The 12455-nt window shown below is 68.1% G+C and carries 12 protein-coding genes; 6 read left to right on the forward strand and 6 right to left on the reverse strand.

Annotated elements, in window-relative coordinates:
- Window position 1 precedes the first annotated feature (1 nt).
- From eutB to doeB, 4 genes are read left to right on the forward strand one after another with little or no spacing between them, the layout of a single operon-like run.
- Entirely contained in the window at window positions 2-988 is a 987-nt protein-coding gene (gene eutB / locus E3C22_RS01930) for a hydroxyectoine utilization dehydratase EutB (protein ID WP_134759697.1), read from the forward strand.
- Window positions 988-1980 carry an ectoine utilization protein EutC gene (eutC, locus tag E3C22_RS01935; RefSeq protein ID WP_134759699.1) on the forward strand — a complete coding sequence of 331 codons (993 nt, stop codon included), beginning with the start codon at window positions 988-990 and terminating at the stop codon, window positions 1978-1980. Before eutB ends, eutC begins: the two co-directional genes overlap by 1 nt.
- 16 nt (window positions 1981-1996) lie before the next feature.
- On the forward strand, window positions 1997-3178 hold the full coding sequence (doeA, locus tag E3C22_RS01940) for an ectoine hydrolase DoeA (RefSeq protein ID WP_134759701.1): 1182 nt from the start codon (window positions 1997-1999) through the stop codon (window positions 3176-3178).
- Window positions 3179-3183: 5 nt separating this feature from the next.
- Complete coding sequence (doeB, locus tag E3C22_RS01945) at window positions 3184-4209, forward strand: N(2)-acetyl-L-2,4-diaminobutanoate deacetylase DoeB (RefSeq protein WP_134759703.1); 1026 nt, start codon at window positions 3184-3186, stop codon at window positions 4207-4209.
- Between the two features lie 47 nt (window positions 4210-4256).
- Here the strand turns inward: doeB and hutC are convergent, their stop codons facing one another.
- The 6 genes from hutC to E3C22_RS01975 form a co-directional block, all read right to left on the reverse strand.
- Window positions 4257-4946, reverse strand: coding sequence for a histidine utilization transcriptional repressor HutC (hutC, locus tag E3C22_RS01950; RefSeq protein WP_134760891.1), 690 nt, complete (start codon window positions 4944-4946; stop codon window positions 4257-4259).
- A gap of 79 nt (window positions 4947-5025) precedes the next feature.
- The gene (locus E3C22_RS01955; RefSeq protein ID WP_134759705.1) at window positions 5026-5847 is read right to left on the reverse strand and encodes an amino acid ABC transporter ATP-binding protein; all 822 of its coding nucleotides are present in this window, start codon (window positions 5845-5847) and stop codon (window positions 5026-5028) included.
- On the reverse strand, window positions 5844-6512 hold the full coding sequence (locus E3C22_RS01960) for an amino acid ABC transporter permease (RefSeq protein ID WP_134759707.1): 669 nt from the start codon (window positions 6510-6512) through the stop codon (window positions 5844-5846). Before E3C22_RS01960 ends, E3C22_RS01955 begins: the two co-directional genes overlap by 4 nt.
- Window positions 6509-7150 (reverse strand): amino acid ABC transporter permease, encoded by a 642-nt coding sequence (locus tag E3C22_RS01965; RefSeq protein WP_134759709.1) that lies wholly within the window; start codon window positions 7148-7150, stop codon window positions 6509-6511. The genes E3C22_RS01960 and E3C22_RS01965 overlap by 4 nt, the downstream gene beginning before the upstream one ends.
- Before the next feature lie 72 nt (window positions 7151-7222).
- On the reverse strand, window positions 7223-8053 hold the full coding sequence (locus E3C22_RS01970) for a transporter substrate-binding domain-containing protein (protein ID WP_134759711.1): 831 nt from the start codon (window positions 8051-8053) through the stop codon (window positions 7223-7225).
- A 184-nt stretch (window positions 8054-8237) separates the two neighbouring features.
- On the reverse strand, window positions 8238-9596 hold the full coding sequence (locus E3C22_RS01975; protein WP_134759713.1) for a formimidoylglutamate deiminase: 1359 nt from the start codon (window positions 9594-9596) through the stop codon (window positions 8238-8240).
- An 88-nt stretch (window positions 9597-9684) separates the two neighbouring features.
- Here E3C22_RS01975 and hutI point away from each other — a divergent pair, with 88 nt between their 5' ends.
- Together hutI and hutH are read left to right on the forward strand one after the other, a co-directional pair.
- The gene (gene hutI, locus E3C22_RS01980; protein WP_134759715.1) at window positions 9685-10917 is read left to right on the forward strand and encodes an imidazolonepropionase; all 1233 of its coding nucleotides are present in this window, start codon (window positions 9685-9687) and stop codon (window positions 10915-10917) included.
- Window positions 10914-12452, forward strand: coding sequence for a histidine ammonia-lyase (hutH, locus tag E3C22_RS01985; RefSeq protein WP_134759717.1), 1539 nt, complete (start codon window positions 10914-10916; stop codon window positions 12450-12452). Before hutI ends, hutH begins: the two co-directional genes overlap by 4 nt.
- Window positions 12453-12455 lie beyond the last annotated feature (3 nt).

Consider the following 12455-nt stretch of genomic DNA (forward strand, 5'->3'; position numbering starts at 1 on the left):
CATGGCACGGGTCGAGATAGCCGCCATCGAAGATGCCGCGCGCCGGATTGCCGGCCATGTTCGCCGCACGCCGACGGTCCCCTCGTCGGCGCTGTCTGAGCTTTGCGGCGTCCCGGTCCATCTGAAGCTCGAACACTGGCAGGAGACCGGTGCCTTCAAGCTGCGCGGTGCGACCAACGCTGTTCTGTCGCTGGATGGGCCCGAGCGGGAGAGGGGCGTCGTCGCCGCCTCCACCGGCAATCACGGCCGGGCGCTCGCCCATGCCGCGAAGAAGGCGGGCGCGCGCTGCGTCGTCTGCCTGTCGAACCTCGTTCCCGCCAACAAGCGCGAGGCGATCACGGCGCTCGGTGCCGAACTCCGCGTTGTCGGGCGCAGCCAGGACGACGCGCAGGTCGAGGTCGACCGGCTGGCCCGCGACGAGGGCATGGTGCCGCTGCCGCCCTTCGACCATCCCGCGATCATCGCCGGCCAGGGCACCATCGGCCTCGAAATCGTCGAGGATGTCCCGGAAGTCGAGACCGTGCTGGTGCCGCTTTCCGGCGGCGGACTGATCGCCGGCATCGCCGCGGCGGTGAAGGCGAAGCGACCGCGGGCGAGGGTGATCGGCGTCTCGATGCAGCGCGGCGCGGCGATGCAGGCGAGCCTCGCCGCCGGGCGGCCCGTCGAGGTCGAGGAGCTGCCGAGCCTTGCCGACTCCCTCGGCGGCGGCATCGGGCCCGACAATCGATTCACATTCGCCATGACCCGCGATCTCGTCGACGAGGTGGTGCTTCTGAGCGAGGCCGAAATCGCTGCGGGCATCCGCCACGCCTATTTTGCCGAGCGCGAGATCGTCGAGGGAGCCGCCGCCGTCGGCATCGCGGCGCTTCTCGCCGGCAAGGTCGATGCGAGTGGGCCGACCGTCGCGCTCCTTTCCGGCCGGAACATCGCCATGGACCTCCATGCCCGCGTCGTCGCCGGGGCCAACGGTCTGGAGGACGCCGCCTGATGCCGCAGATCCGTATTCTCACAGAGGCCGAGCTGCGCCAGTTCATCAGCCTCGACATCGAGACCATCGACGCCATCGAAGCGGCTTTTGTCGCGCTGGCGACGAAGCCGGTGGCGATGCCGCCGATCATGCGGCTCGACGTTCCCGAGCATCGCGGCGAGGTGGACGTGAAGACCGCCTATGTCCCCGGCCTTGCCGGCTTCGCCATCAAGGTCAGCCCCGGCTTCTTCGACAATCCGAAGCTCGGCTTGCCGAGCGTCAACGGGCTGATGATGCTGCTCTCGGCAAAGACCGGTCTCGTCGAAGCGCTGTTCCTCGACAACGGCTACCTGACCGACATCCGCACTGCCGCGGCCGGCGCCGTCGCGGCGCGGCATCTGGCGCGCGAGGATGCCTCCAGCGCGGCGATCCTTGGCGCCGGCGTCCAGGCGCGGCTGCAGCTGAAGGCGCTGACATTGGTGCGGCCGATCCGGCAGGCCCGGATCTGGGCCCGCGATGCGGCCAAGGCGGAGGCAGCGGCGCGGGAGGCTCCGGCAGAACTCGGCATCTCCGTCACCGCGGCAAAGGATGCGCGGAGCGCCGTCGACGGCGCCGACATCGTCGTCACCACGACGCCGGCCGAAACCCCGATCCTGATGGCCGACTGGCTGTCGCCCGGCCAGCATGTCACCGCCATGGGCTCCGACGCCGAGCACAAGAACGAGATCGAGCCGGCGGCGATCGTCCGCGCTGACCTCTATGTCGCCGACAGCCTGAAGCAGACCCGACGCCTCGGCGAGCTGCACCATGCGATCGCCGCCGGCCTCGTCGCCGGGGATGCGGGGTTTGCCGAACTCGGCGCGATCGTCGCCGGAACGGCGGCGGGCCGGGCGTCGCAAGCGGCGATCACCATTGCCGATCTCACCGGGACCGGCGTCCAGGACACCGCCATCGCGACGCTCGCCCATGCCCGCGCGCTTCGAAACGATCGCGGCACGAAATTCTCAACCTGACAGGAAAGACGGCCCGATGCCGGTGCCCCAGCTGAAATTCACCCGCGAGGAATATGCGACCCGCCTCGCCAGGACCCGCCGCGCCATGGCGGCAAAGGGCGTCGACGCCCTGTGGGTCTCGGACCCGTCCAACATGGCCTGGCTCACCGGCTATGACGGCTGGTCGTTCTACGTCCACCAGGGCGTGCTGGTGCCGCCGGAGGGCGAGCCGGTCTGGTTCGGCCGCGGCCAGGATGCGAACGGCGCCAAGCGCACCAGCTATCTCGGCCACGACAACATCGTCGGCTATGCCGACCACTACGTCCAGTCGACCGAGCGCCACCCGATGCAGGCGCTCGCCGCGGTGATCAGGGATCGCGGCCTCGGGGCGCTGACCATCGGCGTCGAGATGGACAATTACTGGTTCTCCGCCGCCGCCTACGAGACGCTGCGCCGGGAGCTTCCCGAAGCGCGCTTTGCCGACGCCACCGCGCTGGTCAACTGGCAGCGGGCCGAGAAGAGCCCGCAGGAACTCGACTACATGCGCATCGCCGGACGGATCGTCGGCGCGATGCATCAGCGGATCGTCGAAACGATCGAGCCCGGCATGCGCAAGAACGATCTCGTCGCCGAGATCTACGATGCCGGCACGCGGGGCGTCGAAGGCTATGGCGGCGACTATCCGGCGATCGTGCCGCTGCTGCCGTCGGGCGCCGACGCTTCGGCGCCGCATCTCACCTGGGACGACAGACCGATGAAGATCGGCGAGGGCACCTTCTTCGAGATCGCCGGCTGCTACAATCGCTACCACTGCCCGCTGTCGCGCACCGTCTTCCTCGGCAAGCCGAGCCAGGCCTTCCTCGACGCCGAGAAGGCGACGCTGGAAGGCATGGAGGCCGGCCTCGAAGCGGCGAAGCCCGGCAACAGCTGCGAGGACATCGCCAACGCCTTCTTCGCGGTCCTGAAGAAGTACGGCATCGTCAAGGACAACCGCACCGGCTATCCCATTGGTCTCAGCTATCCGCCGGACTGGGGCGAGCGGACGATGAGCCTTCGCCCCGGCGACAAGACGGTGCTGAAGCCCGGCATGACCTTCCACTTCATGACCGGCCTGTGGCTCGAGGACATGGGCCTCGAAATCACCGAGAGCCTCGCCATTACCGAGACCGGCTACGAGCTTCTCGCCGACGTGCCACGCAAGCTCTTCGTCAAGGACTGAGACCGATGTTCGGACCGGAACCGGCAAGCGATCTGCCGCCGTCGCCCGTCGTCGCCAAGGTAGAGTTCGACCAAGACGGCATCCATCACGGCTATCTGCGCATGCCCTACAGCCGCGACGATAGCGCCTGGGGCTCGATCCTGACGCCGATCACCGTCGCGAAGAACGGCGAAGGGCCGACGGCGCTCCTCACCGGCGGCAATCACGGCGACGAATATGAGGGGCCGATCGCGCTGTTCGATCTCGCCCGAACGCTCGATCTCTCTCAGGTGAGCGGGCGGATCGTCATCGTCCCGGCGCTGAACTATCCGGCGTTCCGGGCGGGTACCCGAACCTCGCCGATCGACAAGGGCAATCTCAACCGGTCCTTTCCGGGCCGGCCGTTCGGCAATCCGACCGAAAAGATCGCCGATTTCGTTACCCGGCACCTTTTGCCCATGGCCGACATCGTCCTCGACTTTCATTCCGGCGGCAGAACCCTCGATTTCCTGCCTTTCGCTGCCGCCCATGTCCTCGACGACAAGCAGCAGGAGGCGGCGTGTTTCGCCGCCGTCAGGGCCTTCGGCGCGCCCTATTCCGTGAAAATGCTGGAGATCGACGCCGTCGGCATGTTCGACACCACGGCCGAGGCGATGGGCAAGGTGTTCGTCACCACCGAACTCGGCGGCGGCGGCACGGCGAGCGCCCATACGGCGGGGATCGCCAAGCGCGGCGTCGCCGGCCTGTTGCGCCATGCCGGGATCCTGAAGGGCGAGCCGGAGATCCGCGCCACGCGCTGGCTCGACATGCCGGACGACCGTTGCTTCACCTTCTCCGAGATCGACGGGCTGATGGAGCCGCTGGTCGATCTCGGCGATGCGGTGAAGACCGGCCAGCCGATCGGCCGCGCCTGGCCGATCGACCGGACGGGGCAGGAGCCCTACACCTACACCGCCAAGATGGACGGCATCCTCGCCGCACGGCATTTCCCCGGTCTCGTCAAGGCGGGCGACTGCATCGCCGTGCTCGGGGTCGTCGGCGACGAGCCTTGAGAAACGCCTCGGGGGCGGAGAATGGAGGGGTTCGGCGCCTATCCCCTTCACGCCCCGGTCGGGGCGAAATGCGCGACGACCTCGTGGCCGTCGCCGGGATAGGTCAGCCTGACATGGGTGATCGGCCGGGCCTGGTCCCAGGTCCGTCGCTCGATGACCAGGCAGGGTGCGCCGGCCTCGATCAGCAGTGAAGCCGCCTCGCTGGGGGCGGCCGCGGCGGCACGGATCCTGTGCTCGGCATTCGACCAGGGGATGCGGGCGACCAGCCAGGCGCCGGGCGAGATGTCGGCAAAATCCGTTTCTCCGGCCTCGGGCACCGCATCGAGGCTGATGATCCGTTCCTCGAGGCAGAAGGGCTGGCGCGCCGCGAAATGTCGGCAGGTGATGGCGAGCAGCGTTGCGCCGGCTGGCAGGGCGAGCCGTTCGGCGTCGTCCGCCGCAGCGGGCCGGATCTCGCTGCGCAGGATCTCGAAGTGATAGGCAAGGCCGAGAGCCTCGACCTCGCGGCGGATGTCGACGATCTCGAGCACCGCCGAATGCGACTGCGGCCGGCGGACGAAGCTGCCGGCCTTGCGCCGCCGCTCGATCAGCCCGGCCTGGACGAGCTGTGTCAGAACCTTGTTGACGGTCATGCGCGAGCAGCCGTAGCGGGTCGCAAGATCCGCCTCGAAGGGGATCTGTGCTCCGGGCGGCCATTCCCGCGAGAGGATCTTCGCCTCGAGATCGTCGCGGATCATCCGGTGCAGCGATCGCCTCTGCCCCGTCTCCGCCGCCGCCGAAATCGCTCTTGATGCCACTGGTCGGTCCGCCTCTGCCTCAGAGAAGCGTCGCCGCGCCGCGATCGAGATAGGTCTCGAGGAACTGGCCGAGGCGCGGATGGCGCGGCTCGCCGAACAGCTCCTGCGGCGTGCCGTTGAGGAGCAGCTTGCCATGGTCGAGAAAGGCGATGCGCCTGCCGACCGTCGCGGCAAAGCCGATCTCGTGGGTGACGACGAGCAGCGTCATGCCGGAATCGGCGAGATCCCGCATGACGTTGAGCACCTCGCCGGTCAGCTCGGGATCGAGCGAGGCCGTCGGCTCGTCGAAGAGCAGGATTTCGGGGTCGAGGGCGAGCGCCCTGGCGATGGCGACGCGCTGCTGCTGGCCGCCCGAAAGTTCCGACGGGTAGTGGCCGGCGCGGTTTTCGAGGCCGACGCGCGAGAGCTGCGCCATGCCGAGATCTTCGGCCTCGCTGCGCTTCATCTTGCGCACGGTGACGAGCGCCTCGCAGACATTGCCAAGCGCCGTCATGTGGGGCCACAGGTTGAACTGCTGGAAGACCATGCCGATGCGCGAGCGCACCGCCCGGATCTTCTGCGGCGAGAGCCGGCTGCGCTGGCCGTTCGGCCCCTCCGCGAAGCCCAGCGGGTCGCCGTGGATGAGGATCGTGCCGGTGGTCGCCTCTTCCAGGAAGGCGATGCAGCGAAGCAGCGTCGACTTGCCGGAGCCCGACGGGCCGATCAGGCAGGTGGTGGCGCCGGTGGGGACCGAGAGGTCGATCCCCTGGAGGACCTCGGTGTCGCCGAACCGCTTGGTGACGCCCTTGACGGTGACGGCGGGAATGTCGTCGGTTGCCGGCGAAGGTCGGGTCGAACTCATGAAACGGCGAACCTGAACTTGGAGAGCCGGGCTTCGGCGAGGCGGCCGAGAAAGCCGCAGATCTCGACCAGAACCCAGTAGAAGATCGCGAGAAGGAACATCGCGTCGACGAAGGCATATTGCTGCGAGCCGATGGCGCCGATCACCATGGTCATTTCGGGCACGGTGATGATCGACAGGATGGCGGTCTCCTTGATCAGGATGATCGCCATGTTCACGCATTGCGGCAGCACCAGCATGGTCATTTCCGGCGCGATGATGCGGCGCAGGATCTGGGTGCGGCTGAGGCCGACGCATTCGGCCGCCTCGACATGGCCGCGCGGCACCGCCTGGAAGCCGGCGCGGAAGATCTCGGAAAAATAGGCCGAGGCGTAGATCGTCAGGCCGATCAGCCCGGCGGGGACCGGCTCCAGCCGCAGGCCGACGAAGGGACCACCGAAATACAGAAGGAATAGCTGCACGAGAAAGGGCGTGCCGCGCAGGATCTCGACGCAGAGTTTCAGGAACCAGTTCACAGCCGCCGGGCCGTAGCGCCGCGCCGTCGCGACGAGAAAGCCGAGCGCCGCACCGAGGATGGTGGAGACCACCCACATCCACAGCGTCACCCACAGGCCGGAGAGGATCTCCGGCATCTTGTCGAGCATCAGGCCGAAGTCGAGGGTCATGCGCGGCCTGCCTTGGTCAGGCGTTCGGCCAGCGCGCCGCCGCCGGCGACCGTCCAGCAGATCACCAGATAGAACCCTCCGGCTACCGCGTAGAAGAGCAGCGGCTTGTAGGTGCTGGCGGCAAGGTTCTGGGCCATGCGGGTCAGTTCGATGACGCCGACGACCGAGACCAGCGAAGAGGCCTTGAGGATCAGGATCGCCTCGTTGACGAGGGCCGGCAGGGTGAGCCTGAGGGCGATCGGGGCACGGATGCGGGTCAGCTGCTGCCAGGGCGACAGGCCGACCATGTCGGCCGCCTCGATCAGGCCGCGCGGTACGCTGTTGAAGCCGCCGCGAAGGTTCTCTGCCTGATAGGCGGCGGTGCAGAGGGAGAGGCCGACAACCGCGGCGACGACGCTCGGCACCATGATGCCGACCGCCGGCAGGAGATTGTAGATGAGCAGCAGCTGGACGAGCAGCGGGACGCCGCGAAAGAAGCTGATGAAGAGCGTCGCCGGAAGCGACAGGGCGCGGGCCGAGGAGAGCTTGGCGGCGCAGACGAGGAGGCCGATGATAAGGCCGATGGCGATCGAGATGGCGCTGAGGACGACGGTATAGCCTGCCGCCCAGAGCATCAGCTCGAACAATCTGAACGACATCGGCGGGCCTTGTGCTGGATCATGAAGTGCAGCCGCGCAAGCGGCGCGGCTGCTGTATCGGTCGGGCCCTGATCAGACCTTCGGCTCGGGAACCGTGTCGGGCGTGTCGAAGGTGGTGCCGAACCACTTCTCCTGCATCTTCTCCATACGGCCATCCTTCTTCATCTTCAGGATCGCGGCATCGACGGCGTCCATCAGCGAGGCGTCATCGGGCTTCTTGGTGCCGATGAAGCCGAAATAGCTCGGCTGGCCGAAGGCGGGCTTGACCACTGCGAAGGTGTCCGGCTGCTGCTGGGCGACATAGGCGATGTTCGGCAGCGAATTGGCGACGGCCACGATGCGGCCCGCGGCGAGGTCGGCATAGGCCTCGTTGAAGCCGACATATTCGCGGGTCTCGACGCCGCCCTCGAGCGTCTTGCCGTATTCCTGCACCTGAGCGAGCTGTGCGGTCGCCTTGCCGGCGCCGACCAGCTTGCCGGCGATGTCCTCGGGCTTCTGGATGGAATCGTCGCTCGCCTGCTTCAGGAGGGCGACGGTCGCCTCGGCGATCGGCACGGTGAAGCGATAGCGCTCGACGCGGGCCTTGGTGATCGTCGCAGGGCCGGCGACCATGTCGAACTGTCCGGCCTCGAGGCCCGGCAGCACGCCATCCCAGGGCAGCGTCACCCATTCGATCTTGACGCCGAGTTCCTTGCCGATCTCCTCGAACATGTCGACGTTGAGGCCGACATGCGCGCCGGTCTCGTCGATGAAGTCGAAGGGAGCGAAGGCGGTCTCGGTGCCGACCTTCATGACGCCGGCCGCCTTCACCTTGGCGAGGGTCTCCTCGGCATGGGCCGCAAGCGGCAGTCCGAGCGCCAGCGATAGGCCGAGGGCGGCCTTCATCAGGAAGCGTTTGTTCATCCCTTGTCTCCGATCAGCGTTTGACCGCGGCGCATCCACGCGCCGGCTCGATTAAGTCTATACATAAGCAAGCCGCATCCGCTCAGCATGTCAATATTTCAGCAGAAGCGAAAGAGCGAAAATTTTGGTCAGCCGGGATGGCGCTGTCGCAGCCGGTGCAGCATTCCGGATCAGCGTGCCTTCCTCAAGCCCGTGCGGCCAGCCCTTCCACCGCCGCCCGGAATTTCGCGAACACCGCCTCGCGACGACCATGGTGGCCGCCCGAGACGAGCTTCCTGCCACGCACCCAGACCGAATCGACCGCCGGGCGCGAGGCGCCGAAGATCCAGCTGTCGAGGATCGCGTCGTCGGTGCGGCCGATGAGCGCCGGATGCTCGGCGTTTAGGGAAACGAAGTCCGCCGGCGCGCCGGCCGCGATCGCCGGCGTCGCCCGGCCGAGCGCGGTGGCGCCGCCGACGAGCGCCGCGGTGAGGAGCGCGCGGCCGGTCGAGGCACCCGGCTCGGCAAGAACGTTGCGGCTGCGGCGGGAGAGGCGCTGGGCATATTCCAGCTGCCGCAGTTCGTCGGCGACGCCGATCAGGATGTTCGAATCCGAGCCGATACCGAAGCTGCCGCCGGCATCGACGAATTCGCGGGCCGGGAAGACGCCGTCGCCGAGGCTCGCTTCGGTGATCGGGCAAAGGCCGGCGACGGCGCCGCTCCTCGCCAGCCCTTCCGTCTCGCTCTCGGTCATGTGGGTGGCGTGGATCAGGCACCAGCGGGACGAAAGACCGGCGTTATCGAGCAGCCACTCGACCGGTCGCTGGCCCGACCATGCGAGGCAGTCGTCGACCTCCTTCACCTGCTCGGCGGCGTGGATGTGCATCGGCGCGTCTGGTTTCAGAGCGGCGGCGAAGGCGAGTTCGTCAGGTGTCACGGCGCGCAGGCTGTGGGCGGCGATGGCGAGCACGCTGCCGTCGAGCGGGGCGAGGGCCGATTCCGATGCCTCGACCAGCGTGGCGAAGACGTCGCGATCGGAGATGAAGCGCCGCTGGCCGGGATTGGGCGCCGCGCCGCCGAAGGTCGAATGGGCGTAGAGCACCGGGATCAGCGTCAGGCCGATGCCGGTCTCGCTTCCCGCCGCCGCGATCGCCGAGGCCATCGCGGCGACGTCCGCATAGGGCCGGCCGTCGGTGTCGTGATGGAGATAATGGAATTCCCCGACCGAGCCGAAGCCCGCCTCCAGCATCTCGACATAGAGCTGCGCCGCCACCGCCTGTACGTCGTCCGGCGTCATCGACAAGGCGAAGCGGTACATTGTCTCCCGCCAGACCCAGAAGGTGTCGACGCCGGGGCCGCGGATCTCCGCAAGCCCCGCCATGGCCCGCTGAAAGGCATGGCTATGGAGATTCGGCATCGCCGGGAGCAAGATGGCGGTGCGCTCGTCGCCGGGCGCCGGCGCGCCTTCGTCGAGCGAGGCGATCCGGCCGTCGGCGAGGGTGAGCCGGACATTCTGCCGCCAGCCATCCGGGGTGAGGGCTCTTTCGGCGTGGATGGTGGACATCTCGGTCTCCCGCTTCGGCATCCGGCTTGCGAGGCCGGATATTATGTCTATACATGAAAGAAAGCGAGCCCATCGAGAAAGCTGCGCCATGGCTTCGATCCCTGACGAGACGCCGCCTCCAAAACTCTGGCGCAATGCGCGCCTTGCGACAATGCGGCCGGACCTGCCGGGTCTCGGCGTCGTTGATGCCGGCGCGGTGCTCGCCAGGGACGGCAGCATCGTCTTTGCCGGACCTGAGGCCGAGTTGCCATCGGATCTCGTAGGCGATGCCGAGACCGTCGACTGCGAGGGCCGCTGGATCACGCCCGGCCTGATCGACTGCCACACCCATCTCGTCTGGGCCGGCAATCGCGCCAAGGAATTCGAACTGCGGCTGGAAGGCGCCAGCTACGAGGAAGTCTCCAAGGCCGGTGGCGGCATCGTCTCCTCGGTGAGGTCGTTGCGCGAGGCGAGCGAAGACCGGCTCGTCGCAGAGACGCTGCCGCGGCTCGACCATCTGATCGCCGAGGGCGTCACCACCGTCGAAGTGAAGTCCGGCTACGGCCTCGACCTCGAGAACGAGGCGAAGGCGCTGAGAGCCGCGCGCCGGCTCGGTGCCGAGCGGCCGGTGAAGGTGCGGACGACCTTTCTCGGCGCCCATGCCCTGCCGCCGGAGGCGAGTGGCGACAAGGCGGCCTTCATCGACAAGGTGGCGCGTGAGATGCTGCCGGCGATCGCCGCCGAGGGGCTCGCCGACGCGGTGGACGGTTTTTGCGAGGGGATCGCCTTTTCACCGGAAGAGATGGCCCTCGTCTTCGACGCGGCAAAGGCCGCCGGCCTGCCGGTGAAGCTTCATGCCGACCAGCTGTCGGATCTCGGCGGCGCGGCGCTCGCCGCCCGTTACGGCGCGCTGTCGGCCGACCACCTCGAATATACCAGCGAGGCCGGCGCCGCGGCGATGGCGAAGGCCGGCACCGTCGCGGTCATGCTGCCCGGCGCCTTCTATTTCATCCGCGAGAAGAAGGTCCCGCCGATCGAGGCCTTCCGCAAGCATGGCGTCGCGATGGCGGTCGCCACCGACTGCAACCCGGGTACTTCGCCGCTCACCTCGCTGCTTCTGACCATGAACATGGCCGCGACGCTGTTCCGCATGACGGTGGAAGAATGCCTCCTCGGCGTCACCCGCCATGCTGCGAGCGCCCTCGGCCTCCAAGGCGAGGCCGGAACGCTGGAAGCCGGCAAGTCCGCCGATCTCGCCATCTGGGACATCGAGAGCCCGGCAGAACTCGTCTACCGTATCGGCTTCAATCCGCTTCATGCCCGCGTCTGGAGGGGCCGATGACCGAATTCGTGGTTCTCGAGCCCGGCGCCGTCTCGCTCGCCGCGTGGCGGGCGATCTATCGCGGCGCCGTGCCCTCGCTCGATCCCGCCGCCCTGCCGGCGATAGCCGAGTCCGCAGCCGCCGTCCGGCGCATCCTCGCTCGCGGCGAGCCGGTCTACGGGATCAATACCGGCTTCGGCAAACTCGCCAGCGTCAGGATCGGCGAGGCCGATCTCGAGACGCTCCAGCGCAACATCGTCCTTTCCCATGCTGCCGGCGTCGGCGAGCCGATGCCTGTGAATGTCGCCCGGCTGATGATGGCGCTGAAGCTCGCCTCGCTGGCCCAGGGCGCGTCGGGCGTCCAGCTGGAGACCGTGCAGCTTCTGGAAGCGATGCTCCTGCGCGGGCTGACGCCGGTGGTGCCGGCGCAGGGCTCGGTCGGCGCCTCCGGCGATCTCGCGCCGCTCGCCCACATGACCGCCGCGATGATCGGCGTCGGCGAGATCCTCGTCGACGGCGTCGCGAAGGGAGCCGAGGAAGCGCTGCGCGAGGCCGGGCTCGAACCCCTGACCCTCGGCCCCAAGGAGGGGCTGGCGCTCCTCAACGGCACGCAGTTCTCCACTGCCAATGCGCTTGCGGGCCTGTTCGAGGCGGAACGGCTGTTCCAGTCGGCCCTCGTCACCGGCGCTCTGTCGACCGATGCCGCGCGGGGCTCCGACACGCCCTTCGATCCGCGCATCCATGCGCTGCGCCGCCACACCGGGCAGATCGAGACGGCCGCGACGCTCAGGGCGCTGATGGAGGGCTCGGCGATCCGGGCCTCGCACCGCACCGGCGACGAGCGGGTGCAGGATCCCTACTGCCTGCGCTGCCAGCCGCAGGTGATGGGCGCGGCGCTCGATCTTCTGCGCCAGGCAGCGGCGACCCTTGCGACCGAGTCGAACGGGGTTTCCGACAATCCGCTGATCTTCGCCGATGCCGACGAGGCGCTCTCCGGCGGCAATTTCCACGCCGAGCCCGTCGCCTTTGCCGCCGACATGATCGCGCTGGCTCTCTGCGAGATCGGCTCCATTGCCGAGCGGCGGATCTCGCTACTGGTCGATCCGGTGCTGTCGCTGCTGCCGGCCTTCCTGACGCCGAAGCCTGGGCTGAATTCCGGCTTCATGATCCCGCAGGTGACGGCCGCGGCGCTGGTCTCGGAGAACAAGCAGCGGGCAACGCCCGCCAGCGTCGATTCCATCCCGACCTCCGCCAACCAGGAAGATCACGTCTCGATGGCTGCCCATGGCGCGCGACGGCTTCTGTCGATGTCGCAGAACCTTGCCAATGTCGTCGCCATCGAGCTCCTCGCCGCCGCGCAAGGGTGCGATCTGATCGGTAACGGTCTTGCCTCCAGCGAGCCGCTCGAAGCCGTCCGACGGCTGGTGCGCTCCAGGGTGCCGACGCTTGTCGACGACCGGCACTTTTCGCCCGACATTCTCGCCGCCTGCGAACTCGTTGCCACCGGCGAGCTTGCCGAGGCCGTCGCCCCGCTGACCCTTCCCGCGCTCGCCTAAGGA

This window comes from Jiella endophytica (assembly GCF_004519335.1).
Classification (GTDB): domain Bacteria; phylum Pseudomonadota; class Alphaproteobacteria; order Rhizobiales; family Rhizobiaceae; genus Jiella; species Jiella endophytica.

Bases quoted from the DNA above. Each gene is read 5' to 3' on its own strand.
- eutB (WP_134759697.1), top strand. From the start codon at position 2: ATGGCACGGGTCGAGATAGCCGCCATCGAAGATGCCGCGCGCCGGATT.
- eutC (WP_134759699.1), top strand. From the start codon at position 988: ATGCCGCAGATCCGTATTCTCACAGAGGCCGAGCTGCGCCAGTTCATC.
- doeA (WP_134759701.1), top strand. From the start codon at position 1,997: ATGCCGGTGCCCCAGCTGAAATTCACCCGCGAGGAATATGCGACCCGC.
- doeB (WP_134759703.1), top strand. From the start codon at position 3,184: ATGTTCGGACCGGAACCGGCAAGCGATCTGCCGCCGTCGCCCGTCGTC.
- hutC (WP_134760891.1), bottom strand. From the start codon at position 4,946: ATGATCCGCGACGATCTCGAGGCGAAGATCCTCTCGCGGGAATGGCCG.
- E3C22_RS01955 (WP_134759705.1), bottom strand. From the start codon at position 5,847: ATGAGTTCGACCCGACCTTCGCCGGCAACCGACGACATTCCCGCCGTC.
- E3C22_RS01960 (WP_134759707.1), bottom strand. From the start codon at position 6,512: ATGACCCTCGACTTCGGCCTGATGCTCGACAAGATGCCGGAGATCCTC.
- E3C22_RS01965 (WP_134759709.1), bottom strand. From the start codon at position 7,150: ATGTCGTTCAGATTGTTCGAGCTGATGCTCTGGGCGGCAGGCTATACC.
- E3C22_RS01970 (WP_134759711.1), bottom strand. From the start codon at position 8,053: ATGAACAAACGCTTCCTGATGAAGGCCGCCCTCGGCCTATCGCTGGCG.
- E3C22_RS01975 (WP_134759713.1), bottom strand. From the start codon at position 9,596: ATGTCCACCATCCACGCCGAAAGAGCCCTCACCCCGGATGGCTGGCGG.
- hutI (WP_134759715.1), top strand. From the start codon at position 9,685: ATGGCTTCGATCCCTGACGAGACGCCGCCTCCAAAACTCTGGCGCAAT.
- hutH (WP_134759717.1), top strand. From the start codon at position 10,914: ATGACCGAATTCGTGGTTCTCGAGCCCGGCGCCGTCTCGCTCGCCGCG.